General features: G+C 59.5%; 26 protein-coding genes and 1 riboswitch. Of the genes, 4 read left to right on the forward strand and 22 right to left on the reverse strand.

The genetic code is table 11. From position 1 onward, the window contains the following. Positions 1-1022 (forward strand): outer membrane homotrimeric porin (locus Q0J81_RS06155; RefSeq protein ID WP_294446605.1); only part of this gene is annotated, 1022 nt, incomplete at its 5' end. 89 nt (positions 1023-1111) lie between these two features. Here the strand turns inward: Q0J81_RS06155 and Q0J81_RS06160 are convergent. Then, a complete protein-coding gene (locus Q0J81_RS06160; protein ID WP_294446606.1) occupies positions 1112-1357 on the reverse strand; it encodes a helix-turn-helix transcriptional regulator in 246 nt (81 codons plus the stop codon). A 209-nt stretch (positions 1358-1566) separates the two neighbouring features. Here Q0J81_RS06160 and Q0J81_RS06165 point away from each other — a divergent pair, with 209 nt between their 5' ends. Beyond that, a complete protein-coding gene (locus Q0J81_RS06165) occupies positions 1567-2277 on the forward strand; it encodes a response regulator transcription factor (RefSeq protein ID WP_294446608.1) in 711 nt (236 codons plus the stop codon). Positions 2278-3006: 729 nt separating this feature from the next. Here Q0J81_RS06165 and qseC read toward each other — a convergent pair. The 14 genes from qseC to Q0J81_RS06235 all read right to left on the reverse strand — a co-directional run bounded on the left by qseC (position 3007) and on the right by Q0J81_RS06235 (position 14957). Continuing rightward, positions 3007-4548, reverse strand: a complete 1542-nt coding sequence (gene qseC / locus Q0J81_RS06170; RefSeq protein WP_294446609.1) for a quorum sensing histidine kinase QseC — start codon at positions 4546-4548, stop codon at positions 3007-3009. Further along, positions 4545-5207: a response regulator gene (locus tag Q0J81_RS06175; RefSeq protein ID WP_294446610.1), complete on the reverse strand. Its 663-nt coding sequence runs from the start codon at positions 5205-5207 to the stop codon at positions 4545-4547. Before Q0J81_RS06175 ends, qseC begins: the two co-directional genes overlap by 4 nt. Before the next feature lie 52 nt (positions 5208-5259). Beyond that, positions 5260-5664, reverse strand: a complete 405-nt coding sequence (locus Q0J81_RS06180) for a NirD/YgiW/YdeI family stress tolerance protein (RefSeq protein WP_294446611.1) — start codon at positions 5662-5664, stop codon at positions 5260-5262. Between the two features lie 333 nt (positions 5665-5997). Beyond that, the gene (locus tag Q0J81_RS06185) at positions 5998-6741 is read right to left on the reverse strand and encodes a DUF364 domain-containing protein (RefSeq protein ID WP_294446612.1); all 744 of its coding nucleotides are present in this window, start codon (positions 6739-6741) and stop codon (positions 5998-6000) included. Next, the gene (locus tag Q0J81_RS06190; RefSeq protein WP_294446613.1) at positions 6738-7457 is read right to left on the reverse strand and encodes an ATP-binding cassette domain-containing protein; all 720 of its coding nucleotides are present in this window, start codon (positions 7455-7457) and stop codon (positions 6738-6740) included. Before Q0J81_RS06190 ends, Q0J81_RS06185 begins: the two co-directional genes overlap by 4 nt. Next, positions 7454-8263, reverse strand: a complete 810-nt coding sequence (locus tag Q0J81_RS06195; RefSeq protein ID WP_294446614.1) for an ABC transporter permease — start codon at positions 8261-8263, stop codon at positions 7454-7456. The genes Q0J81_RS06190 and Q0J81_RS06195 overlap by 4 nt, the downstream gene beginning before the upstream one ends. A 109-nt stretch (positions 8264-8372) precedes the next feature. Continuing rightward, positions 8373-9110, reverse strand: coding sequence for a substrate-binding domain-containing protein (locus Q0J81_RS06200; protein ID WP_294446615.1), 738 nt, complete (start codon positions 9108-9110; stop codon positions 8373-8375). Positions 9111-9193: 83 nt separating this feature from the next. After that, a riboswitch (molybdenum cofactor riboswitch) is annotated at positions 9194-9338 on the reverse strand. Between the two features lie 138 nt (positions 9339-9476). Continuing rightward, entirely contained in the window at positions 9477-10073 is a 597-nt protein-coding gene (gene phnN, locus Q0J81_RS06205; protein WP_294446616.1) for a phosphonate metabolism protein/1,5-bisphosphokinase (PRPP-forming) PhnN, read from the reverse strand. A 253-nt stretch (positions 10074-10326) separates the two neighbouring features. Beyond that, entirely contained in the window at positions 10327-10854 is a 528-nt protein-coding gene (locus Q0J81_RS06210; protein WP_294446618.1) for a permease, read from the reverse strand. Continuing rightward, positions 10851-11327, reverse strand: a complete 477-nt coding sequence (locus Q0J81_RS06215) for a permease (protein ID WP_294446620.1) — start codon at positions 11325-11327, stop codon at positions 10851-10853. The genes Q0J81_RS06210 and Q0J81_RS06215 overlap by 4 nt, the downstream gene beginning before the upstream one ends. A 2-nt stretch (positions 11328-11329) precedes the next feature. Continuing rightward, positions 11330-11728 (reverse strand): metalloregulator ArsR/SmtB family transcription factor, encoded by a 399-nt coding sequence (locus tag Q0J81_RS06220; RefSeq protein WP_294446621.1) that lies wholly within the window; start codon positions 11726-11728, stop codon positions 11330-11332. A 215-nt stretch (positions 11729-11943) separates the two neighbouring features. Further along, the gene (locus Q0J81_RS06225; protein ID WP_294446623.1) at positions 11944-12639 is read right to left on the reverse strand and encodes a P-II family nitrogen regulator; all 696 of its coding nucleotides are present in this window, start codon (positions 12637-12639) and stop codon (positions 11944-11946) included. Next, positions 12636-14090, reverse strand: a complete 1455-nt coding sequence (locus Q0J81_RS06230) for a DUF1538 domain-containing protein (RefSeq protein WP_294446625.1) — start codon at positions 14088-14090, stop codon at positions 12636-12638. Before Q0J81_RS06230 ends, Q0J81_RS06225 begins: the two co-directional genes overlap by 4 nt. A 102-nt stretch (positions 14091-14192) precedes the next feature. Beyond that, a complete protein-coding gene (locus tag Q0J81_RS06235) occupies positions 14193-14957 on the reverse strand; it encodes a TSUP family transporter (RefSeq protein WP_294446626.1) in 765 nt (254 codons plus the stop codon). A gap of 228 nt (positions 14958-15185) precedes the next feature. Here Q0J81_RS06235 and Q0J81_RS06240 point away from each other — a divergent pair, with 228 nt between their 5' ends. Then, entirely contained in the window at positions 15186-16094 is a 909-nt protein-coding gene (locus tag Q0J81_RS06240; RefSeq protein WP_294446628.1) for an AraC family transcriptional regulator, read from the forward strand. A gap of 175 nt (positions 16095-16269) precedes the next feature. On the opposite strand, the gene Q0J81_RS06245 is transcribed toward Q0J81_RS06240, so the two are convergent. From Q0J81_RS06245 to Q0J81_RS06260, 4 genes are all read right to left on the reverse strand, one after another. Next, positions 16270-17277, reverse strand: a complete 1008-nt coding sequence (locus Q0J81_RS06245) for an NAD(P)H-dependent glycerol-3-phosphate dehydrogenase (RefSeq protein WP_294446629.1) — start codon at positions 17275-17277, stop codon at positions 16270-16272. A 237-nt stretch (positions 17278-17514) separates the two neighbouring features. Continuing rightward, positions 17515-18498 (reverse strand): serine O-acetyltransferase EpsC, encoded by a 984-nt coding sequence (gene epsC, locus Q0J81_RS06250; protein ID WP_294446630.1) that lies wholly within the window; start codon positions 18496-18498, stop codon positions 17515-17517. Positions 18499-18503: 5 nt separating this feature from the next. Beyond that, positions 18504-19424: a PLP-dependent cysteine synthase family protein gene (locus tag Q0J81_RS06255; RefSeq protein WP_294446631.1), complete on the reverse strand. Its 921-nt coding sequence runs from the start codon at positions 19422-19424 to the stop codon at positions 18504-18506. An 8-nt stretch (positions 19425-19432) separates the two neighbouring features. Continuing rightward, positions 19433-19729 carry a hypothetical protein gene (locus Q0J81_RS06260; protein ID WP_294446633.1) on the reverse strand — a complete coding sequence of 99 codons (297 nt, stop codon included), beginning with the start codon at positions 19727-19729 and terminating at the stop codon, positions 19433-19435. Positions 19730-20137: 408 nt separating this feature from the next. Between Q0J81_RS06260 and Q0J81_RS06265 the strand changes: the two genes are divergently transcribed. Continuing rightward, on the forward strand, positions 20138-21121 hold the full coding sequence (locus Q0J81_RS06265) for a glycosyltransferase family 9 protein (protein WP_294446634.1): 984 nt from the start codon (positions 20138-20140) through the stop codon (positions 21119-21121). Positions 21122-21223: 102 nt separating this feature from the next. On the opposite strand, the gene leuB is transcribed toward Q0J81_RS06265, so the two are convergent. The 3 genes from leuB to leuC all read right to left on the reverse strand — a co-directional run. Continuing rightward, a complete protein-coding gene (gene leuB, locus Q0J81_RS06270; RefSeq protein ID WP_294446635.1) occupies positions 21224-22297 on the reverse strand; it encodes a 3-isopropylmalate dehydrogenase in 1074 nt (357 codons plus the stop codon). Positions 22298-22404: 107 nt separating this feature from the next. Continuing rightward, the gene (locus Q0J81_RS06275; RefSeq protein WP_294446636.1) at positions 22405-22917 is read right to left on the reverse strand and encodes a 3-isopropylmalate dehydratase small subunit; all 513 of its coding nucleotides are present in this window, start codon (positions 22915-22917) and stop codon (positions 22405-22407) included. Further along, the coding region (gene leuC / locus Q0J81_RS06280; RefSeq protein ID WP_294446637.1) for a 3-isopropylmalate dehydratase large subunit at positions 22917-24110 on the reverse strand (1194 nt) is incomplete at its 5' end. The genes Q0J81_RS06275 and leuC, both read right to left, overlap by 1 nt.

Genomic DNA, 24110 nt, shown 5'->3' on the forward strand with positions numbered 1-24110 from the left:
TCGACTGGAGCACCCCCCAGACCACCGTGAAGGTTCGTAGGGGTAAGCAGCTCGTCAGTCTTCCCCAGGACGCCTTCGGCAAGAACGCCGTCATGCATCCTGGTCTGAACAGCCGTGACGGTGTGGTGGTCTCCTCTCCTGTGACTGACTGGCTTGACCTGACCGCCTTCTGGGTGCGCGCCGGCTATCTCTCCGGCGACGGTCCCTTCGGTGGTATCGAGAACGATACCGACACCTCCAAGAAGTCCGATCTGTTCTCCGTGGCCGCTGCCCTCAAGTTTGACGGCTTCTCCGTCACTCCTTATGTGATGTACGGCGCCATCGACAAGGGCAACAAGATGCAGGACTCCACCGACGGCACCCTGAACATTGCTGACGGCAACGCCTACTGGTTCGGCGCCACCGCCACCATGACCTACTTCGATCCCTTCACTCTGAAGCTCTCCGGCGTTTACGGCACCATGAACTACGAAGGCGTCGGCGCTCCCAACGATCGCGACGGCTGGTACATCCAGGCCAAGGCTTCCTACAAGACCGCCTACGGTACTCCCGTTCTGGGCGGCTGGTATGCTTCCGGTGACGACAGCGACGCCAAGTACGCCTATCAGGGCTGGATCCCCACTGTCGGCGGCCGTTTCCATCCCACCATCGGCTACAGCGCCGGTGAATATGGTCTGTACGACACCACCGCCCGCCACAACATCGGCGGCACCTGGGGCGTTCAGGCCGGTATCGAAGACGTGTCCTTCCTTGAAAATCTGACCCACGCCTTTACCGTCACCTACTGGCAGGGCACCAACGACAACAAGCTGGCCGGCGGCATGGATCCTTGGCTCTACATGACCAACAGCGACAGCGTTGTTGAATTCAACCTGGTCAACAGCTACGACATCTACAAGAACCTCACCGCTGTTCTCGAACTCTCCTACATGATCACCGACTACGACAAGGGTGACCATGGCATGAAGAACATCGACAAGGACGGCTGGAGCACCGCTCTTAGCTTCGCCTACAAGTTCTAATTCGACGCGGGCCTAGCCCGCGCTGGATGAGATCCGGCTTACGCGGGAGAGGACGCAAGTTCTCTCCCGCATTTTTTTTGATATATCCTTCATGGCCTTGCTTCTCCTCGCAGCGCCTGCCTGGGAGACTCTTCTTCCCGGATGTGGCTGAAAAGCTGACAGATGTCGACGTCGAGCGCGGTGGCCAGCTTGTCCAGTGTCGCCAGCTTGCAGGTAGCTATTCTTCCGTCCTTTGCTCTGGCAATGGTGTCGGGAGCCACCTGAGAGAGGTGCTGCAGGTCTTCATAGGTCAGATTCCTGTGCTTCATGATGATTCCGAGGTTGCTGATTATCATTGACGCATCCCCTCCGAAAGATATGTGTTTTGACAGGGAAAAACTTGACGGGCACTAGGCCATAGCCTAGTATTTTCTTGAAGTTGCATGTAACGGACAGCAGGAGCGAAATATTGTTGTCGCTCCATATCGTATAAGTTTTAATTTTCGGAATATCTGTTTCTTTTCTCCTGTTTTCTGTAAAGTAAAAGTCTGTCAGAGAGCTGCTTATGCTATACAGTTTGAAAAAACAGCTTTCCGTTTCTGAGCTTCATCTGCTGGTTGGGGTTTCCGATTCGCTGGTCATGAATAAAATTTTTGCGTATCTGGAACCCATGGGGTATCAGCTTGACAGCGCTGCGGACAGTGACGAAGTAAGAAACTGTCTGAAGACATCCGCGTATGATGCGCTTGTTCTCGATGCCCTGTTCACCGATCAGAACGGAATTCCCCTTTATACCTGCCTGCGCATGGAAGGCTTCAACAGACCCATCATTCTGCTGGTGCCCGAAAACACGTTGGAAAATCTGCCCCGCTATTTGAACAGCGGAGCCGATGACATCGTAACGAGTCCCGTGCATCTGCTGGAGCTTGAGGCCCGTATTCTGGCCTCCATACGTCTTTCCAAGGCTCATCTGTCTTCTTCCCGGCTGAGCTGGGCGGGTATAGAGCTTGACTCTCAGGCGCATACCGTCACGTGTGACGGGAAGAGCATGCATCTTCCTCCCATGGCATTCACACTTCTGGCACGCCTCATGAAGGCCGCTCCCAATGTGGTCAGCCGCAGCGAGCTGCAAAATGAGCTTTATGGCGACACGCCTCCCAACAGCGATGCGCTCCGCACCTACATCCACATTTTGCGGAGCCATCTCGAAAAGCAGAACAAGCCCATTCTCAAGACGGTGCCGCGTGTCGGTTTCCGTTTGACGCCTCTTCCGTGACGACTGAGAACCGGAAGGAAAAAGTGCCGATATCGTGCTGTCCTGAAGGACGCATGATGTCGGTACTTTTGTATATTCATGTCTGCGTTCAGTCGTCATTTTTGTTTGCATGAATGACAGGTGAGATTGTCGTCCGAAGACGTTGACGCTCCTCTCGCGCTTTCAGAGGACAGAGATGCTTTTGCCTCGAACACGCCGTTGGCTGCAATCGGTCATAGTAGTGTTCTAACATAGTCACCTGCGCTGGGAGATCGCCAATAATACTCTGTTACACTTTGAAAGATAGGCCTTTTTGGAAGTCTGGTTATCTTCCCGCAACCTGTTGAGTCGGAAGGAAGTCTTTATCTTTACTTTTCCGCAATATTGCTTTCAGCAACGATAGGGACGACCGAGAGCTGTCTGAAGGGATGTCTGTTTTCCTCAACGAGTCAGAGAGCTGGGAAGGAGGCGTGAGCGGGGCTTTCTTGTCCATCTGGGGCGTGCCTGGCAGGCGGCAGCGCCGGGCAGGCACGACGTTTGCAGCGGCTGCCGGGAGAAAGACGGCAGGATGATGCCTTAAGAGGAGAAGCGGAAGAGAGCGGCAGGACTGCAAAGCGGAAAGGCCGGACAGGTTCATGGTAATCAAAGGAGCCGTTTTCCCTTTCGGGAAAACGGCTCCTCGCGGATATGTCCACAGAAGTTTTCGGCATTCCGGTCTTTGAGGGGACGGCGAAGCGTATGCGCCAGAGATTACCAGGTGAGCGTGACCTTGAATGAACAGTCGGCAAAATCGGGCGCGCGGTTGTCCATGCCTATGTTCAGGCGAAAACCGTGGATGGCGGCAATGCGCCGGGTAATGGACAAACCGAGACCGCTGCCGGTTTTTTCCTGACCGGGAGGACGGAAGAAGCGTTCTCCCAGACGCCTGATGCTCTCTTCCGGCAGACAGGCACAATCGTTTTGCACGGTAAGACTGTGCTGTTCCAGCGTTATGCGTATCAGTCCGCCTTCCGTGGTGTAGGCCGTGGCGTTTTCGAGCAGGTTGCGCAACAGCATGGCGAGCAGTGCCTTGTTGCCTTCCACGGAAGCGCTGAGAGACTCTATGCGGGATTCGAGACGGATGCCTGCCTGTTCAAGACGCGGGCCGTAGGACGGCAGAGCCTGTGCCAGAAGCTCGTTCCAGCTTACCGTGGACAGAGAAAGCCCTCCTGTGGACCCCGGGGATCCGGTTCCCTGGGAGGCCTCGAGTCGTGAGAGCGTAAGAAGCTGGTCGATGAGCCGGGAGCAGCGGTCTATGCCCTGCCGAAGGAAGGCGAGCGCTTCGTTTCGTGTTTCCGGATTCATGCCGGGCTGTGCCGCCACCTGTGCCTGAATGCGGAGTCCGGCGAGAGGCGTGCGCAGCTCGTGCGCCGCATCGGAAATGAAGGAACGTTCCCGGGTCAGCATTTCTCCGGTTCGGGCAAAAAAGCCGTTGAGCGACTGTGCCATGGGAAGAACTTCCGAAGGCAGCTTCTGCAGATCCAGCGGCGTGTCGTCTTCCGGTTGCCGGGACTGAAGATCGGCGGCCATGGAGCGCAGGGGCGCGAGCTCGCGGGTGAGCAGCAGAAAGAGGCCGCCGAGAAGCACGGGCAGCAGAATGAGCCATGGGATCATCTGGCCGCCCAGCATTTCCAGCGTCATGTCGCTGCGGTATTCAAGTTCCTGTCCTACGGCGATGACATATTTTCCATCCCGGGAGTTTATCCACAGGATGCGCCATACATCGTCGTCGTTGCGCAAAGGCTCATTGATGAAGCCTCGTCTTGACGGTTCAAAGGGAAAGCGTCCGCCTTTTTTCCCGTCGGCGAGAAGACGGCGGCCGTCCGGCGAGAAGACGGCAAAGGCTATGGCATCCTCTTCCTGCTGGCCGAATCCGTGTTTTTTGACGCCGGGCATCATGTCACCGAGTTTTGGAATCTTCTTCGGCGCGCGTGTGAGATCGGCTACGGCCAGCGTTTTGGCCACCACCATTTGCTGGGAGTCGAAAAATTCGTTGATGTAGTCTCTGCACGTCTGCCAGGTGAACAGTGCGGCGGCAAGCCATGAGGCAAGCATGAAAAGGGAGAAGAAAAGGCTCAGCCTGAGCCTGAGGCTTCTGCGGCTGGCTGGTTGTGAGAGAAGGCGGTTCCACAGACGACCGGCAAGACCTCCGACGCGAAAAAAAAGATCGGGAAGCGTTTTTGCCCATGACGCCGCGGCGTGGAGGCACGCTTGTCCGATCTTGCTGAGCCATGCGCCCGGGCGGGCTTTCATGAGGCGTCTCCCAGAGTGTATCCTACGGAGTGCACGGTCTTTATGAACCCTGACCCCAGTTTGCGACGTATGCGATGCACCAGCACTTCCACGGAATTGCTGCTGACTTCTTCGCCCCAGGGATAGATTTTTTCCTCTATGGCACTGCGGGAAAGCACGCTCTGCCTGTTCAGCAGAAGCAGTTCCACAAGCATGACTTCCTTCTGTCCAAGGGCCACTGGCTGACCGTTCAGGGATACCGTGCGGGTCTGCGGATCGAAGCTGACGGCTCCGTGTGCGAGCTGATGCGAGGTGACCCCGAGCCTGCGCCGTACGAGAGCGCGCAGCCTTGCCGCCACTTCGTCGAGATCAAACGGCTTGCCGAGATAGTCGTCGGCGCCGAGATTGAGACCCTCCACGCGCTGACTGATGGCGTCTCTTGCCGTAAGAATGAGCACGGGAATGTCGTGGCCGGCGGCGCGCCAGTGTTTCAGAACGTCGAGCCCGTCCATGCCGGGCAGTCCAAGATCGAGAATGGCGGCGTCATACGTGGCCGATTCAAGGGCTTTCATGCCGAGCGGACCTTCCTTGAACCAGTCCACGGCAAAGCCCATGGCGGGAAGTCCCATTTTAAGCCCGTTTCCTATGAGCGTGTCATCCTCGATGAGAAGAATGCGCATGATGCTCCCTTGTGATTCCGGCGCGCCATAAGGAGGGCGCGCCGGTCGGAATTTACTTCTTGATGATGCGCTTTACGTCGATGCCGAGTTCAGACCAGTCCTTTTCCACCTCGCCGGAGATCTCCACCAGGTCGTTGGGACCGACGTTCTGGCCCTGCCAGCGCTTGTGATCGATTTCCACGTTGATGGTCCCGGTGTTGTCCTTGAACAGATAGTGATCGTCGCCGAGGTGCTGCACGATGTGGCCCTGAAGGGTGACGGGAGAGTCGTCGCGCATGTCCCTGGCCTGCTGCACGGTGCTGAGCGCGGGGCCGGGGCCGGTGAAGCCGCCGCCGCGGTTGAATCCGCCGTCAGGTCCCTTGGCGAGAGCGGTCGAAGCGCCGATCATGAGAGAGAGGGCAAGAGAAGCGCCGATGAGGGCGGAAAGCCGGGAAGAACGGGAGGAAAGCATGGTCATAGGAGCCTCCATGAGTATGGTATCTATGTGTTGTTGAGTTGTTGCCTTTTCCACTTGAGGACAGTAGAGCATGAGAAACTTACGTCGTCCTTACATGGGAAAGTTTTTTGTTTTTTGGAGAAAAATTCATCCTTGTCATTGTTAATAAGCAGTTCCGGCGCGCAGGGAAGAGGGAGAGCATTGAAAAAGCCGCATCATGCCGCAGGGGGCGAATGACGCGGCTCGAAGCGGCGCCCGGAAGAGTGCTCTTTTCCGCCGGGTGTTCTGCTCTCGGGGAGAGGGGGCGAGCGGTGCAGGATGGCGCATCGTCTGCCGAAGTAGCGGAGTTCTTCGTCAGCAGGAACACGGACAGAATCGGGGAAGCGAGAATACACGTGCCGCCGCAGCGCCGGAAATGCCGAAGAAAACGACCGGCCTGCCGATGTCCACAAAGTTGACGAAGGTGCCGTTGCACAGCGTGCTTCCCGTGCAGAGCACGAGTTCTGACCAGTCGAGCACCGCATCCCGGTAGCCCGTGCCGCCGTGTTCGATGGTGACGCCGGATTTCACGCTGCCCACGAACTGCGGATTCATGTCCAGAACGCGCAGGGGAAAATCCTGAGACAGTCTGGCGGTAAGGGCGGGCTGATAGCCAACGAGCGCGATGCGGGGGCTGCCGAAGTTTTCGCGGACGTAGGCTGCGTATGCTTCGGCGCAGCGTTCCAGATCGTCGTTTTTGCAGTGAACGGTGTGGTCGATGTCCCCGGTGTGGCGCATGACGGCATTCAACGTGGCGATCAGCAGGGCCCGTCCGTGCGGATCGTTTTCCGTATCGAGGGAGAGCACGTCGTCGAGAGTGCCGCAGAATTCCGAAGGGGCGTCCGTGAAGGCCTGTCCGAGAGCGTCGCCGAACCTTGCCTGAAGCATGACTTCTTTGCCAGCGAGGATGGGGTAATCTTTGCGGATCGTGCGTCCTATGGCTTCTTCCGGAGACAGCCCGCGGCTTTTCAGCGCTATGGGGCGTTCGTTGAGACGGTTGGTGTCGACAAGACGCTTCAATTCCTGCCTGAGTCGCCGGTAAAGTTCCTGTGTGGTCATGCGTTATCCTCCAGACCGAGAAAGGCGTTGAGCCCTGCATGGTTACTGCGTGCGAAAAGATCTTCTGAACGGCGTATGCAGAGCATGTTTCCGTGGTCCATGATGCCTATGCGGGAGGCGAGCATCTGCGCTTCCCGGAAGTCGTGGGTCACGAAGAGCACCGCACAGTCGAATTTCTGCGGTATGGTCCGAACCTCGTCGTAAAGCTTTTTTTTCGTGGCCGGGTCGAGCGAGGAGAACGGTTCGTCGAGAAGCAGCAGGCGCGGTCTGAGCACCAGAGCCCTGGCCAGAGCGACGCGCTGTTTTTCTCCGCCGCTCAGCGTTTGCGGATAGCTCTTCAGCACATGCTCGATGCCGAGCATGGAGGCGATGTCCCGCGTCCTGTTCTTCTGTTCGTCTCGGGGAGCATGGCGGACGCGCAGACCGTAGGCAATGTTGGCTTCCACGCTCATATGGGGAAAAAGCGCGTGATCCTGATACACGAAGCCTATGCGGCGTTCGGTCAGGGGAATGTCCTGTACCGGAGATCCGTAGAGAAGCACCTTGCCGCCTTCTGGTGCGTAGAATCCGGCCGCCGATTCCAGAAGAAGCGTTTTTCCTGCTCCCGTGCGGCCGAGAATGGCGAACGTTTCTCTTTCTTCCAGGGCAAAGGAAATGTTTCTGATGTGCATGCTGCCTCTGGTGAGGCAGAAATTATCGAAGGTGAGCGGCGTCATGGGCGGAGTGCTCCTTCCATGCGGCTGGCGGTGCGGCGTCGAAGCAGGGTGGAGAGCAGAAGAGCCGTGCCCGACAGCGCCAGCAGGATGATGGCCGAGGCCATGGCCATGCCGTTGTCGCCCGTGCTTATATTGAGGTAGATGCTTGCCGGGAGGGTTTCCGTCTTCATGCGCGTGACGCCCACGAGCATGAGCGTCGCGCCGAATTCTCCCACGGCGCGTGACCAGGTGAGTATGGCGGCCATGAGTATGGAATTGCGGCACAGAGGCAGCGTGATGGTGCAGAACCGTTGCCAGCGCGAGGCTCCGAGCGTGCCTGCAATGAATTCCAGCCTGCCGTCCAGCTCTTCCAGTGCCGTGCGCATGAGTCGTATGACAAAGGGAATGTTGACGAGCCATTGCGCCATGACGATGCCCGCCGGCTCAAAGATGACGCGTATGCCGAAGTCTCTGAGCATCTTGCCCGCCCCCGAGGAAAACATCATGAGCAGGCACAGGCCGAGCACGAGATAGGGCAGCGACAGCGGCAGTTCCAGCACAAGGCGGCAGAGACTGCGCAGCGGCATTCTGCACCGCGCCAGGGCATACGCACAGGGAATGCCCACGACAAAGCACAGCAGCGTGGAAAGCGTGGAAGTGACAAGGCTCAGCCGTATGGAGAAAAGCACTTCCTTCGAGCGGAGAGCTTCGGCAAGAAAAGGCAGCCCGCCGACGATGATGGTGCCGATGGCGGCCGTGAGAAAGATAATGGTCAGGAAGGCGATGAAAAGGCTTGCGCCGTCAAAGAGGGACATCTTCAGTTTCATGGCGCGCAGAGCTCCTGACGCCGCGATGCGCAGGCGAAGGAAGAAGATGGGGGAGCCGTCTGCCGTAGGAGAGGATGCACGACCTTCAGGGCGGACGGCTCCCGGAAGATCAGTTCAGAACGACGTATCCGTGCTTTTCCCAGATGGCGCGGGCCTCGTCGGAATTCAGAAACTCAAGGAAGCGCTTCTGCCCCTCGGGATTGACGGAAAAGGAGAGAGACGCCGCGGGAATGGTCTTCACATAGGCATTCATGGCCGGGTCGCTCACGATGTCCATGGCGGGAGAGACGTTTTCCTTCCATACGATGATGGCATCGCATTCGCCCGCGTTCAGCGCGTTGAAGATGGAGGGCGCCGTTACGCCGCGGCTGACCACGTTGACCTTGCCGGCAATACCGGCGTCGGCAATGGCCTTGTCCGCAATCTTGCCGATGGGCGTGGCCCTGGCGTCGCCGAGAACGACCCTGAGAGTACTGTCGCCGAGGTCTTTGACGCCTCTGATGTTTTTGGGGTTGCCCTTTGCCACGGCGAGCACGGGAACGTGCTTCACGAGATCACGACGGGCGGACACGTATTTTTCCACGGGTTTGAGCTCTTCCGCAGCTCCGGCAATGAAGAAGTCTCCTTCTTGCGCGGTATTGATCTGCGACTGAATCTGCCCCGCATTGGCATAGGTGACTTCCATGTTCACCTGCGTTTTCTGGGTGAAGGCCTCGGCTATTTCGCTGAAGGGCTTCGTCATGCCTGCACCGCAGTATACGTGAAGGGACATTTCGGCATGCGCGGAAAGAGGGAGGGAAAAAAGAATGGCGGTTGCAACACTGAGAAGGGGGGGAAATCTTTTCATGCGATTCTCCATGCCGCACAAAGGCGGTTTTCCGGTGTTGCTCACAGACGAAAACACCAGAACCATGAGGGAAGCCCGGGCATGGAACAAGCGCAGCGTTTTCTTTCCAGACCATGAAGGGTCGTGCGGGAGGCGGCCCCGTTTCCAGAACCACCCTGTGAGCAGAAACTCAGGTCGGAGCGGCATGGCGTGTGCTGTAGCCGGACCGACTCGAAAACTTATTTTTGAAATAGGCAGAGGACGCCTCTTTTGTCAAGCGGGTTTGAAAAAAGGAGGCGTTGCTTTGCAGGGAGCAGGAAAGACTGCGGGCCGGAAGCAGAGGGCTCCGGCGAGGCCCGGTCGTGCCATTACTCGCGGCGGAATCTTTCAGACGAGAGAAGATTTTTCGGTTCGGGCATCGGCGGGCCCGAAAAGGATGCGGTGAAGTTCCCGCTCAAGAAGATCGGCGGCGTCGCTGAGAGGGCCGGAATTGTCTATGCGTATCATCCACTGCCCTGTGACGTTTGCGGGGAGGGGAAGCAGCGCGCTGGAAAGACGTTCTTCCTGCTCGACGAGAGACTCCCGCTTACGCTGCGCGAGTCGCTCGCGCAGCGTGTGGAGCGGCGCAGTCACAAGCACGGGAATAAGGTCGGGGTAGCGAAGAGAGACTTCGTCGAATGCCGCACGGGAGCCGTTGACAAGTACGGAGACGCCGCGTTCGAGGGCTCGGAGCGAGTGAACGGAAATGCCGTACCGGCAGCCGTGGGCAGACCAGTGCAGGGCAAAGCGGCCCGAGGAAGCCAGATGCTCGAAGCGTTCGTGGCTGACGGGAATGTGCCGCTCGCTTTCCGGGGAGAGGGGACGGGTGATGTAGCGTCTGGCCGCAGTGAGGGGCAGGCCGCGAAAGCGTCGTTGCATTTCCAGAATGAGACTGTCCTTGCCCGAGCCGGACGCTCCCATGACATAGATGAGTCTTCCGCGCATGGATTGTTCGCCTTGAAGGGGGGCGGCATGGCCGCCATGAGAAAGAGCCGCAGGGCCCGGAAAATTACGGGATGTCCGCACGGCCTTGAGACGAGGGCGCGTTTCGGACGACGGCCGGTACAGTCCTCGTTCCGTTTTTTCATCGCACGCCATAAGGGATGGAAAACGACCATGGTCAGAGTACTCGACAAGGTCAGGCGTCGTCAACGTTCTTCGGGGATGATCGGGGCCGCCGGACACTGGTGGTGACGGTTCAGGGGCGCTGTTCGGGAAGCGGTGCGGGATGTCTGCGCACTTCCCGTTCAAGAATGAACGCGATGAGGAATATGCCGACAAGGTTGAAGACAAGCCGCAGTGCCATGAAGCGGAAGCCGAGCGTGGCGGTCTCGAACATGATGAGCGGAATTTTGGTGGTGGACCAGGCTCCTATGAAAATGAAGACGTTGAGCATGCTCGCGCCCTTTTTCATCATGACTCCGGCCATGGGAAAGGCTGCGTAGAGTGGCCCGGCTGCGGCCGAGCCCAGAATGAATGCCAGCAGCATGCCGCGGGTTCCGGATCCCCGGCCCATGTACTTCATCATGGTTTCTCTGTCCACCCATACGTCCAGAAGACCGAGCAGCACGAAAATGGGCGGCAGAAAGGAGAGCATTTCAAGGACGTTGTCGCCGGTGAGGGCAAAGGCCGTGCAACCGACGGAAGGATAGAGAAAGACAAGCGCGACGTTCACGCCGAAAAGAATGAGAAACATCCGGTAGCGGCGACAGAGCGTGAGAATCACAGGATCACCCCCAGAATGACGGAGGAAACGACGGCGTAGACAAAGGCCAGAGCGTTGCGCATGACGGCGAGCCTTTTTCCGAAAAAGGTGGTCTCAAGCGGCAGCGTGACAAGGCCCACCATCATGAGCGTGGTGAGAAACATGGCCGTCTGGCCGTAGCCTGCGCCGGAGGAGAGCAGAGACGCCGCCAGGGGAAAGGCAATGAAGCCCGGAATGAGCGTGACGGAGCCGACGGCCGCGGCCACGGCCATGCCTGCTGCTCCGGAATCCGCGCCGAGCAGGCGGGTGATGGTTTCCCTGTCGAGCACGGCGAGCATGAGGCCGATGAGCACGAGAATGGACAGAAACTGCGGCAGAATGTTTTCAAAGGACTTCCAGGCTTTTTTCAGTGCCTGTCGGGTCTTTTTCCGGTCCTTTCGGAACGAGAGGACAAGCAGAACGGCGGTGAGCATGTAAAGAGCGGCTGTGGACATGACTAGTGTCCCTTTTCCGTCAGAGGAGCCATGGGCAGGGGGCGCATGGGGGGGATGCCATGGCAGCGGCGCCGCATGTCTTCCGGGCACGGAGTCCGGCCGTCCGGGGCCGGGGATGTTGCGTGCTCCTGCGGTCTTCTGGTGGAGGCCATGGCTTCAAGTTCCCGCGCAAGGTCGAGCAGTCTTTCCCGGCGTATGTCGTAATGCATGAAGTGACCGCGTTTTTCTCCGATGAGCAGGCCTGCGCGGCGAAGAACGCCGAGGTGCTGGGAAACGGCGCTTTCACTCACGTTCAGCGCACGGGCGAGCGCGGAAACGCAGTAGCTGCCCGACAGCAGAAGAAGCACGATGCCGCGCCTGGTGTCGTCCGCCAGTGCGCGAAAAAGAATGGCGTTGTCCATGACGATTCTCTCTGCTCCGCCATGTTCCGCAGCTCTCATGAGTAAGGATGACGCCGCGAAAGTGAGGAGCGTCGGCAGAATTTTAATTAAGTAAATACTTAAATAAAGAGAGGTGTACTGCTTGTCAACGTTGTTCGGCCGCAGGGGAAAGCAGGGCACGAAAAATCCCCGCAGGCGCAGGGCCTGCGGGGATGATGGCACAGGGGCGGCGCGGCTCAGCGTCGCTTCACGCCCAGCATGTCGAAGGACTCCACAGCCGTGCGGAAGGCAATGCCGGAACCGGGTTCGGCGTTGCTGAATTCGGCCTTGATGCTTTCCATGATGCGGTCGCTCTTGTCCTTCGGGCTGAGAATCATGACGAGTTCCTTTTCCGGAACGATGGTGATGCCGAAGAACGTGGCGTCGTCGGGACGGGCCGTGCCGCGCGCGTGAATGACCGTGCCGCCCGTGGCTCCGGCGCTTCTGGCGGCGTCCATGACCTGATCGGCATTGCCGTTGTTGACGATGATGGAAAGAAGTTCGTAGCCGGACTGTTCCGGGCTGTTGTCAGACATGAGGTCCTCCTGAGTCAGGGAAAGAACGGCGGGAGAGGAGACGTGATGCCGGAATGTTTCAATGACATCTATGGTGAACATGATGCCCCGGGTTCGGGAAAGCGCGGGATCGGTGCGCAGGGCTTCCATGACGGGACGGACGAGGGATGAGGGCAAAAGGGCGTAGAGAAGTTCCTTTTCCACGTCGTCAAGGCCGAGGATGCGAAGCCATTTGTTCTGTGCCGTGCCGCGTCCCATGAGCACGGTACCGCCGGGGGCTCCGGCCTTTCTGGCTGCCGCCACGGCGGCGTCGCACTTGTGCCTTTCCATGACGACGACGAGCAGTTTGCCTGCGCTTTCGTTGCGATGGTTGTTCATGAACGATCTCCCGTCCTGCGGCTGAAAACGATGCCGAGAAGCTGTATGGCGATGAGCGGAGTCATGGCGATCATGGCGATGCCGCCGAAGGCGTCCACGGCGGGATTGCCGCCCACGCCCTTGGACACGCCCAGCATGAAGGCGAGAATGAAGGTGGAGGCCATGGGGCCGGAGGCCACGCCGCCGGAGTCGAAGGCGATGGCCGTAAACATTTTCGGGCAGAAGCGCATGAGCAGCATGGCCGCAGCGTACCCGGGAATGAGGAAGAACCACAGGCTCGTACCAGAAATGACCCGGTACATGGCAATGCCCACGGCCAGCGAAACGCCGGCGGAAAGGGCCGTCAGCATGAGGGAGCGGCGGATGGCGCCGCCCGAGACCTGTTCCACCTGTTCGGTGAGAATCCACACGGCAGGCTCGGCGCAGACCACCACGGCCCCCATGACGAGCGCCACGGGGATGAGCAGAAAGCGGTTTTCCGGGCTGGAGAGCAGCGCGCCGAGCGCGTCTCCGGCAGGCATGAATCCGCCCTTCACGCCGAGGAAGAAAAGGATGACGCCAAAGAAGGTGTAGGCAAGGCCCATGACCATGCGCAGCGTCTGTCTGCGGGAAAGTTTGATGAGAAAGAGTCGGAAGAGCAGAAAGAGCACGGCCAGGGGACCGAGAGCCATGGTCACTTCGTGCGTGACTTCGGGCAGCAGGTTCAGAAAGTGCTCTGCAAGACCGGACGCGCCTTCTTCAGCAGCTGCGGAAACGGCGGGTGCGGCGGGAGAGGCGAAGAGCCCGAGCATGAGCACGGCGAGAATGGGCCCCACGGAGGCCAGCCCCACGAAACCGAAGCTGTCGTCTCCGGCACGGCTGCCGCCGCGCACCGCCGCCACGCCTACGCCGAGCGCCATGATGAACGGCACGGTCATGGGACCGGTGGTGGCGCCGCCGGCGTCGAATCCTATGCCGAGGAAGAGATCGGGCGTGAAGAAGGCGCAGAGAAACACTCCGGCGTAGCAGAGAAACAGCAGAAGCTTGAGCGGAAGCTGAAAGATGATGCGTCCCATGGCCACGGCCACGAAAAAGCCCACGCCTGCGGCAATGATGCACACGAGCGCCATGGGCGCGATGACCGGAGCCACGCCCGTGACCTGGGCGGCCAGCACCTGCACGTCGGGTTCGGCCACGGTGATGATGAAGCCCACCACGAAGCCCACGGCCAGCATGAGGGTGAGATTCCGTTTGCCGGTGAGCGTTGAGCCCACCTTCTGGCCTACGGGAAGAACGCCGATGTCGGCTCCGACCAGAAAGAGACCGAGACCTATGATGAAGAGCACGGCGCCCGCGAGAAATCTCGGCAGGGCGTCGCCGAGGGGCGCAACTGTCAGATGAAGCAGGAGTACGAGAACGACGATCGGCACCACCGATATCACGGACTCCTTGCATTTCTCGATGAAGAGCATGGGGCTCCTTTCTGTGTTGATAGGAAACGTTATTGTTAAGATGATGCCAGCAATCGGCAGTCGTGTCCAGAGATGAGGGAGCGTTCGTGCTGAAAAGTTGCGTCAGGCAAGAAAGAAGCGGTAGATGAGGGAGACCAGCAGAAGGCTGAGCGTCACGTAGAGGAAGTTTCTGACCATGCGCGTGCCGATGCGTATGGCCAGATGCGTACCGAGCTGATTGCCGAGGATGTTGGCCACGGCGCACGGAATGCCGACGGAATACAGCGCCACGCCGCCGGAGGCGAACACGGCGAAGGCACCGGCGTTGGAGGCGAGATTGAACACCTTGGCCGTGGCTGAGGCGCGAACGAGTCCCATGTGCAGCACGAGGTGCTGCGCGATGATGAAGAAGCTGCCCGTGCCGGGGCCGAAAAAGCCGTCGTAGGCGCCGATGAAGAACCCCATGATGATGACGCGCAGGAAAAGATGCTTTTCCGGAAGTTCACCTTCTTCACTGACGAGTCTGCCGGAGAACAGCGAGATGACCATGCCTACGGGCAGCAGAACGATGAGGAGCTTGCCGAGAAGGGCGCTGTCCACGTGCATGGCGAGGGCGGACCCGGCCATGCCGCCGACAAAGGCGGATGCAAAGCCTGCGGGCGCGATGCGAAGCACGACAAGGTGGTTGCGTGCAAAGGTCCAAAGCGAGGTGAGTGAACCCAGCGTGCTGGCGAACTTTCCGGTGCCGAGGGCGACATGGGGCGGCAGGCCGCACAGAAGCATGGCGGGCGTGGAAATGAGTCCGCCGCCTCCGGCTACGGAGTCCACGAATCCGGCAAGAAAGAAGAACAGGCACAGGATGACGATGACGGCAAGGGAAAATTCCATGACAGAGGCCTCATTGAAGTTGCAGGGACAGGTCTTTGTATCCGAAATCGAGGACGTTGTCGAAAATGGACATGGAGAAGCCGTGGTGAGAGAATCAGGCAAGAAAAAGAAGAAATCGTATCTGTTCCGTCGAGAGCGGCGGCGGTATCATGACAGATGCTCGAGAAAGAATGACGAGAAAGGGAGGGCAGGTTCAGGAAAGACCGTCCCCCCTGTCTGGAGGTGCTCATGGGAGAATGGAAACGTATCAACGACCGTCTCATGGATCTGGTGCTGAGGCATATGCCGGAAAACGGCCTGAAGCAGACGGAGGTTCCGGGCCTTTCCATGTCACGGCGTCTGGCACACGAGGTACTGGAAAACAGTCTGTATCACCCCTGCATAGGGGTCATGCTTCAGGGGCGTAAGAAGTCCGTCATCGGCACGGAGGAATACGTGTACGGCGAGGGACAGTGTCTCGTCGTCGGCGTGGACGTGCCGAGTTCCTTCTATGTCATGGACGGCACGGAGGAGGCTCCTTTCCTTTGTCTTTCGCTGGAAGTGGACAAGTTCATGCTGACCAGACTGGCTGCGGAAGTGCCTCCTTCCGTCGGAACCTCGTCCGACGGCACGCTCCGCGGTGTGTCCGTGGCCGACGTGGACGTATCCGTGCTTGATGCCTTTCTGCGTCTTGCGGAACTTCTGGACAGGCCGGAGCAGATTCCCGTGCTTGCGCCCATGATCACCCGGGAAATTTATTATCGAATGCTCATCGGTCCGCAGGGGGAGTTTCTGCGGCGTTTCCATACGCTGGGCTCCCAGAGCATGCAGATAGCGCAGGCCGTCACCTGGCTGCGCGACAATTACCGCTCCCCTTTGCAGGTGGAGGAGCTGGCCCGTCGCGTGAACATGGCCACGTCCACATTCCACCGTCATTTCAAGGAAGTGACCAGCCTGAGTCCCCTGCAGTTCCACAAGAGACTGCGTCTTTTTGAGGCGCAGCGACTCATGCTTGCCGAGCGCGTGGACGCGGCAAGTGCCGGTCTTGCCGTGGGCTATGAGAGCCCCACGCAGTTCAACCGGGAATACAAGCGGCTTTTTGGCGAGCCCCCGCACAGGAACATCACCCGCCTGAAAAATGCCAGCTCCGGCAGGTAGGAGCGTGCTGCGCCCCGTGTTGTCGACGTGCTTTTTGAACAGCCGGTGATACGCAGGCATGGCAGCGGCGCTTTGAAGGCCCGGCAACGGCAAGTATGACGGTGACCGTGCCGGGGCGTTGAGACTGTGGGGGAGTGTTCCGCGTGGCGGGAAGGCGTACAGGCCTCCCCAGAACTCATTCTTCTCTGAGCGGTCGTTCCATGAGGCTGCGCACGGCTTCGGCAGGATCGGCATTTTCGTGCAGCACCCGGCACATGGCTTCGGTGACGGGCACGGAAACGCGGAGTCTTTGTGCCAGGTCGCGCGCGGCCACTGCCGTTTTCACGCCTTCAGCCACCATGCCGAGGGAGGCGACGATGTCGCCCAGCTTTTCCCCCCTGCCGAGTCGTATGCCCACCTGACGGTTTCGGGAAAGGCCGCCCGTGCACGTGAGCACGAGATCGCCGAGACCGGAAAGTCCCATGAAGGTGAGCGGCCTTGCACCCATGGCCGTGCCGAGACGGGACAGCTCTGCGAGGCCCCGGGTGATGAGCGCCGCGCGGGCGTTGGAACCGAAGCCGAGGCCGTCGCCTATGCCCGCCGCAATGGCCATGACGTTCTTGAGCGCGCCGCCCGTTTCCACGCCCGTGACGTCGGTGCTGGAATAGCAGCGGAAGAAGGACGTGGAAAAGAGTTCCCTGAGCCTTGCGCCGAGCGTTTCGTCCTCGCAGCCGAGCACCACGGCCGTGGGCTGTCCGTCCATGACCTCCGCCGCAAACGACGGGCCGGAAAGTACGGCATAGCGGGGGCGAAGCGCAGAGAGCTCTTCCTGAACCACATGACTCATGGTGAGGCTCGTGCCGTTTTCCAGTCCCTTGGAAGCGTTGACGACGACGCAGCCCTCGGGAATGACGTGCCGCATGGAGGCAAGCCAGCTTCGCTGATGCTGGCAGGGCACGGCCAGCACCAGAGCATCGACGTCGCGCAGCGCCTCGGGCGAGGTGGACGCCTTCACGCCGGGATGCACGGGCTTTCCCGGAAGATAGCGCGGGTTTTCGTGCCTTTCGTTGACGGCCTGCGCCACGAACTCGTCCCGCAGAACGAGGGTCGTGTCGTGCCCGGCCGAGGCCAGAACATGGGCAAGCGCCGTGCCCCAGCTTCCGCCGCCGGCCACGACGACGCGAAGGGTATTTTCTGCTGTCATGAAGAGGCTCCTTTTGGCGGGCAGTATGGCCTGAAAGTATGAAGGGAGCATGACAGCGCCTGTGGCGCGGAAAATGCGGCAGTCTGCGATAAACGTCACACAGGCGTGCCGGAGCGAGGCGCGGTGGAGAAGATGAGAAAGCTGGCGCTGTTCGGGCCGGGGACCTGTCTTCGGCGACCAGGCTCACGCGAAAAAAAGGCCCGGTTCAGGCCGGGCCTCTGTTGTTCGGACGGAAGATCAGTCCTTTTTCTTTTCAGCGCTTTTTTCGCATTTTCCCGTAAGGGATTCGCCGGGCTTGGCTTTGGGGCCGCTCTGCACTATGCGGCTGCCCTCGGGCACGCTGTGCGTAAGCCACACGTTGCCGCCGATGACCGAGCCCTTGCCTATGGTGATGCGACCGAGAATGGAGGCCCCTGCGTACACCGTGACATTATCTTCGAGAATGGGATGGCGCGGTATGCCCTTGACGAGCGAGCCGTCGTCATTTTTGGAGAAGGAGAGCGCGCCGAGCGTCACGCCCTGATACAGGCGGCAGCCCTTGCCGATGATGCAGGTTTCGCCGATGACCACGCCGGTACCGTGGTCGATGAAGAAGTTTTCGCCTATCTGTGCGCCGGGATGAATGTCGATGCCCGTGCGGGAATGGGCCATTTCACCGATGATGCGGGGAATAATGGGCACATGCAGGGCATAGAGTTCATGGGCGATGCGGTGATGGATCATGGTGAGCATGGAGGGATAGCAGAACACCGTTTCGCCGGGGCTTGTGGCTGCGGGGTCGCCTTCGTAGGCGGCGCGGGCGTCCTCGGCAAGCATGTCGCGTATGGCGGGAATGCGCTGCATGAACTTCATGGCCATTTCTTTGGAGGCCACGTCGCATCCACGGCAGTCGTTCACGTAGTCGGCGCAGGCGAAGCAGCCGCCGCGGCGTATCTGCTCGCTGAGCAGGCGGAAAATGGAATCGAGATTGGCGGCGACATGATAGCGCAGCGATTCCCTGTGCACGTGCGAGGGGCCGAAATAGCCGGGAAACAGCACGGCCTTGAGGCGTTCCATCACTTCTTTGAGCACTTCCTGAGAAGGCAGGGGCGTGGAGCAGTCCTTGGAGTTGAGCACGGCGGAAAGCGATTCCGGCCGGCACAAGGCCTCGGTCACGTCATCAAGCTCGCGCATGCGGGAAAGGGCCAGTTCCTGGTCTGGGGCGGGGAAGCAGGGAGTCATGAAGCTCAGTCCTTGAAAAGAGGAGTGGAAAGGTAACGTTCGCCCGTGTCCGGGGCAACGGTGACGATATGCTTTCCCGCAAATTCGGGACGCATGGCAAGAGTCATGGCGGCGCGCACATTGGCACCGGTGGTAATGCCGCAGCTCATGGATTCGTCGCGCATGAGCATGCGGGCCGTTTCCATGGCTTCCTCGGTGCTTACGGTGAGAATGCCGTCGACAAGAGAGCGGTCGAACACGTCGGGCACGAAGTTCGCGCCTATGCCCTGTATGCCGTGGGCACCGCTGCGGCCTTCCGAAAGCACGGGCGATTCCGCAGGCTCCACGGCGAAGCTCTGCACGGAGGCGTCGGTGTCCTTAAGTCTGCGGCTCACGCCCATGAGCGTGGCGCCGGAGCCGGTACCGGCAACGAAGGCCGCAGGCATGAAGCCTTCCTTCCGGCAGTCTTCCAGAATTTCCACGCCCGTGGTCGCATAGTGTACGATGGGGCCTACGGGATTGCTGAACTGGTTGGGACGGAAGGCTCCGGGCAGCGTTGCGAGCAGCTCGTCCACCTTGTCCTGAGCGCCCTGCATGCCTTCTTCCGCAGGGGTGAGCACCACTTCCGCCCCCATGGCGCGAAGCAGAGCAATGCGTTCCCTGCTGGCGGATGCGGGCATGGTGAGCATGAGCCTGAGGCCCATTTTGCCGCATACCACAGCCAGGCCGATGCCGAGATTGCCGCTGGTGGCTTCCACCACGGTGCCTCCCGGCGCCAGCTTTCCTTCCTTCAGAGCGGCGCGTATGTAGCCGAGCGCTGCTCTGTCCTTTATGGAGCCGCCGGGGTTGCGGGCTTCGTACTTTACATGAATTTTTGCAGGAAGATGAGCGGAAACGCGGTCGAGAAAAATGAGCGGCGTATGTCCTATGGTATCGAGAATGTTCATGGGATACCTCACGAATGATCAGGGGAAGAGGGCATGTCGTCCTTGGTGAACATGCGCCAGAGAACGGAAGTCTCGCCGTCCTGTTCGCGTTTTTCCGGCGTGACGTACAAAATGGGCTCATTTTTCCACATATACGTCATGCTGTTGTCCGGAGCGATGCGGCATGTCATGTTTGCCGCGATTTCCTCGGGCTGGAGACGGCGGGGATTTATCCCCATTTCTTCAAGCTGTTCCCGCAGAAGTTCTTCCACTCGGGCGGCAACCTGAAGGTTCGGTCTGGGCGCGTCTTCACTGGATGCTGGCATGGTGTCCTCGCTTTGGATGATGTGGCCGCGCGGGCCTTTCATATACGATAACCTTTTGTCCTGTCTTGGCAAGGCCGCAGCGGGTCGGAGTCGCTAAAAAAATCCTACCATTACGCTATGATTTTATGGGTAATTCTTAGAAGAGTCGGCGACATGAGCCACCATGCAGACGGAGCGGAGGAAAAGGAGATAGGTGCTTTCTGGAGCGGTCCTGCGGTTGACCGCAGTTTTTTGGTGTGCGATGTTGCGTTATATTTTCTGTGAATCATGATGCAGCTTGTCGTTTTTGAAGGACGGGCGTCCGGTGTCGCCAGTCGTATTTTCGGAAATCATCCGTTTTCTGAATGCAGAAAAGGAAGGCGGAGGAGACCTGAATGCCCGGAAGCGCATCGGGAAGGAGCGGACTACTTGAAAAAGTTTCATATACTCTGTTTGAGAAGCGATCGCATAGGCGACATGCTGGTCAGCACGCCCGTCATTCATCGTCTGCGCGAGCTTTATCCCGACGCCGTGCTGGACGTGGTGGCGAGTCCTCTGGGGGCCGTGGCTCTGGAAGACAATCCCGACGTGGATCATGTGTTTCTGTACGACAAGAAGTCCGTCCGTTCCTGGTTTCGTCTTCTGCCGAAGCTGCTGGCTCCGCATGATCTTGTGGTAAGCTTCAACGGCAGATCGAAGACGCTTCGTCTGCTCTGCGCTCTGGCAAGGGGCACAAAGAAGGGGGCCCTCAATACGGGAAGACTCGCCCCGTGGAGCGGCAGTCCCGAGGACGGATGCCATTATTCCGGCGTCATGCTGAGGGAGCTTGAGGCGGAATTCGACCTTCCGCACGACGAGCATCCCGACATAAGCATACGCTTCACCGTGCCCGCATCCGTGGAAAAAGACGTTCAGGCCAGGTATCCCCAGGTTCCGGGCCTTCGCCGCGTGGGCATATTCATAGGCAACATCAAGAAGATCGGCCTGCGCTGGCCCATTGAAAAATTCGTGGAGCTGACCAGCGTTCTTCTGGAGAAGAATGCCGACCTCGACGTGTGGATCGTGGCGGGCGAGAGCGACGTGCCGCTGCTTGAGGCCTACAGAGACATGAAGAACCCGAGGCTGCATCAGTTCATAGGACAGAAGTCGCTGCAGCATACGGCGGCGTTTCTGAAGACGTGCGAAGCCTTCGTCACGTGCACCTCGTCGCCGCAGCATCTGGCCGGTGCCGTGAAGGTGCCCACGGTGTCCATTACCTATCCATGGTCGGAAGAACTCTGGACGCCGCGAGGTCCGCGCAATTTTTCCGCCGTGTCGAAGGTGAACGACGACGTGCGGGACATTCCCGTGAAGGACGTTTATGAAACGCTCAACAGGACCATGCAGGACACGCTGACTCCGTGGTCGGATTGAGGCGTTTGAGGCGGGAGAACGGATGCCCCGCCAAGGAAAAGAGAAGGGCGCCGGAAACCTTGGTTTCCGGCGCCCTTCCCGTCAGAGAACGAGAGCGTTCGCTCAGATTCTGTCGCAGACGGCCTTGCCCATTTCCGTGGTGGAAACGGGGGTCATGCCGGCTTCGGCGATGTCGCAGGTGCGGATGCCCGCTTCAAGCACGGCGGTGACCGCGTTGTCGATGGCGGCGGCTTCCTTTTCGAGGCCGAAGCTGTAGCGCAGCATCATGGACACGGACAGGATGGTGGCGAGGGGGTTGGCGATGTTTTTGCCCGCGATGTCGGGCGCGGAGCCGTGGCTGGGCTCGTACAGACCGAAGGAACCGTCGGCGAGGCTCGCGGAAGGCAGCATGCCGAGGGAGCCTGTGATCATGCTGGCTTCATCGGAAAGAATGTCGCCGAACATGTTCGAGGTGAGAATCACGTCGAACTGACCGGGACGGTACACGAGCTGCATGGCGGCGTTGTCCACGTACATATGGGAAACGGTCACTTCGGGATAGTCGGCGCTCATTTCGTTGACCACGCGTCTCCACAGGCGCGAGGTTTCGAGCACGTTGGACTTGTCCACGCTCACGAGGTTCTTCTTGCGGGCCATGGCCGCGTTGAAGGCTACCTTGGCGATGCGGCGGATTTCCATTTCGCTGTAACGCTCAACGTCGTAGGCTTCCTGACCGTACCTGCCTTCGCGCCAGCCGTGTTCGCCGAAGTAAATGCCGCCGGTAAGCTCGCGCACAATGACGAGATCCATGCTGTCGCCTATGTTCTCATGCTTGATGGGGCAGGCGCCGCTCAGGGCCTTGTGCATGATGGCGGGACGCAGGTTGGCGTACAGGCCGAGGCCCTCGCGGATCTTGAGAAGCGCCTTTTCCGGGCGCTCGGGGCCGGGCAGGTTGTCCCACTTGGGACCGCCCACCGCGCCGAGCAGCACGGCGTCGTTCTTTTTGCAGATTTCCACGGTGTCTTCGGGGAAGCAGGTGCCTACGGCGTCGTAGGCCGCGCCGCCCATGAGAAGATGGGTGAAAATGAATTCATGGCCGAACTTCTGTCCGACCTTTTCGAGAACCTTGAGGGCTTCGGTCACGATTTCCGGGCCGATGCCGTCGCCGGGAATGACCGCGATGCGATACGTTGCCATGATGTTGTCCTTTATGGGTGAAAAGAGAGGTGGGCAAACGCCGGAAACGGCGTTTTGTGAATATTGCCGGAAAAGTTCCCCGCTCCGGAAGTCGTGAGGAGGAGCGATCAGCGCAAGGAGCGCAGCTTTTCTATTTTGGCCTTCGAGTAGTTCACCAGACCGCCGCAGGCGATGAGGTTCTGCATGAAGGGCGGGAAGGGCTCGGCCTGAAAGGTGCGGCCCGTGGTTTCGTTGGTGATAACGCCTGTTTCAAAATCCACGCTTACCGTGTCGCCTTCATGGATGTTCCGGGCAGCCTCGTCGCATTCCAGAATGGGAAGGCCGATGTTGAGCGCGTTGCGGAAGAAAATGCGGGCGAAAGTGGAGGCGATGACGCAGGAAATGCCAAGGTACTTGATGGACAGCGGCGCGTGCTCGCGGGAGGAGCCGCAGCCGAAGTTCTTGTGCGCCACCATGATGTCGCCGGGGCGGGCCTTCCTGACGAAGTCGGGATCCTCCGACTCCATGCAGTGGGAGGCCAGCTCCTTCGGGTCTGTCACGTTGAGATACTTGCCGGGAAGAATGACGTCGGTATTGACGTCGTCGCCAAAGACAAAGGCTTTGCCGCGTGCGTTCTGCATCAGTCCTCTCCTTCCTTGTCCATGATGGTTTCAGGGCTGACGATGCGGCCCGCTATGGCCGAGGCGGCCGCCACGGCCGGGCTGCACAGATACACTTCCGAGTCGACGTGTCCCATGCGGCCCACGAAGTTGCGGTTGGTGGTGGAAAGGCACTTTTCGCCCGCAGCGAGAATGCCCATATGGCCGCCGAGGCACGCGCCGCAGGTGGGCGTGCTTACCGCGCATCCGGCTTCCATGAAGGTGCGTATGTAGCCTTTCTCCATGCATTCCATATAGATGGAAGGCGTGGCGGGAATGACGATGACGCGCAGACCGTCATGTATCTTACGGCCTTTGAGAATGCGTGCGGCCATGGCCATGTCTTCCATTCTGCCGTTGGTGCAGGAGCCTATGAACACCTGGTCGAGCTTTACCTCGCCCACCTCGTCGATGGTTCGGGTGTTGGAGGGCAGGTGCGGGAAGGCCACGGTGGGACGGATGGAGGAAAGGTCAATGTCGATGGTCTTTTCGTATTCGGCATCGGGGTCGGCCTCGTAGGCCGTCCAGCTCTTCTTGCAATGCTTTTCAAGGTAGGCGCGGCAGATGTCGTCCACCGGGAAGGTGGCATTCTTGGCTCCGGCCTCAATGGCCATGTTGGTCATGGAGAAACGATCGTCCATGGACAGGTTCGCCACGCCGCTGCCGGAAAATTCCATGGAGCGGTACAGTGCGCCGTCCACGCCGATGAGTCCTATGATGTGCAGCATGACGTCCTTGCCGCAGACCCATTTTCCGGGCTTGCCGGTAAGGTTGAAGCGTATGGCCGCAGGCACCTTGAACCAGTTTTCGCCCGTGGCCATGCCCATGGCAAGGTCGGTGCTGCCCACGCCCGTGGAGAACGCGCCGAGCGCGCCGTAGGTGCAGGTGTGGGAGTCGCCGCCGATGATGACTTCGCCGGGAGCCACGATGCCCTGCTCGGGCAGAAGCGCGTGTTCTATGCCCATGCGGCCCACGTCGAAAAAGTGGGTGAGCTCGTTTTCACGGGCGAATTCGCGGCATACCTTGCACTGCATGGCGGCCTTGATGTCCTTGTTCGGCGCAAAGTGGTCGAGCACCACCACGACTTTGTCCTTGTCGAAGACCCTGTCGGCTCCGGCCTTGCGGAATTCTGGAACGGCCAGCGCTATGGTGATGTCGTTGCCCATGACCACGTC

Source organism: uncultured Mailhella sp., from assembly GCF_944324575.1.
Classification (GTDB): domain Bacteria; phylum Desulfobacterota; class Desulfovibrionia; order Desulfovibrionales; family Desulfovibrionaceae; genus Mailhella.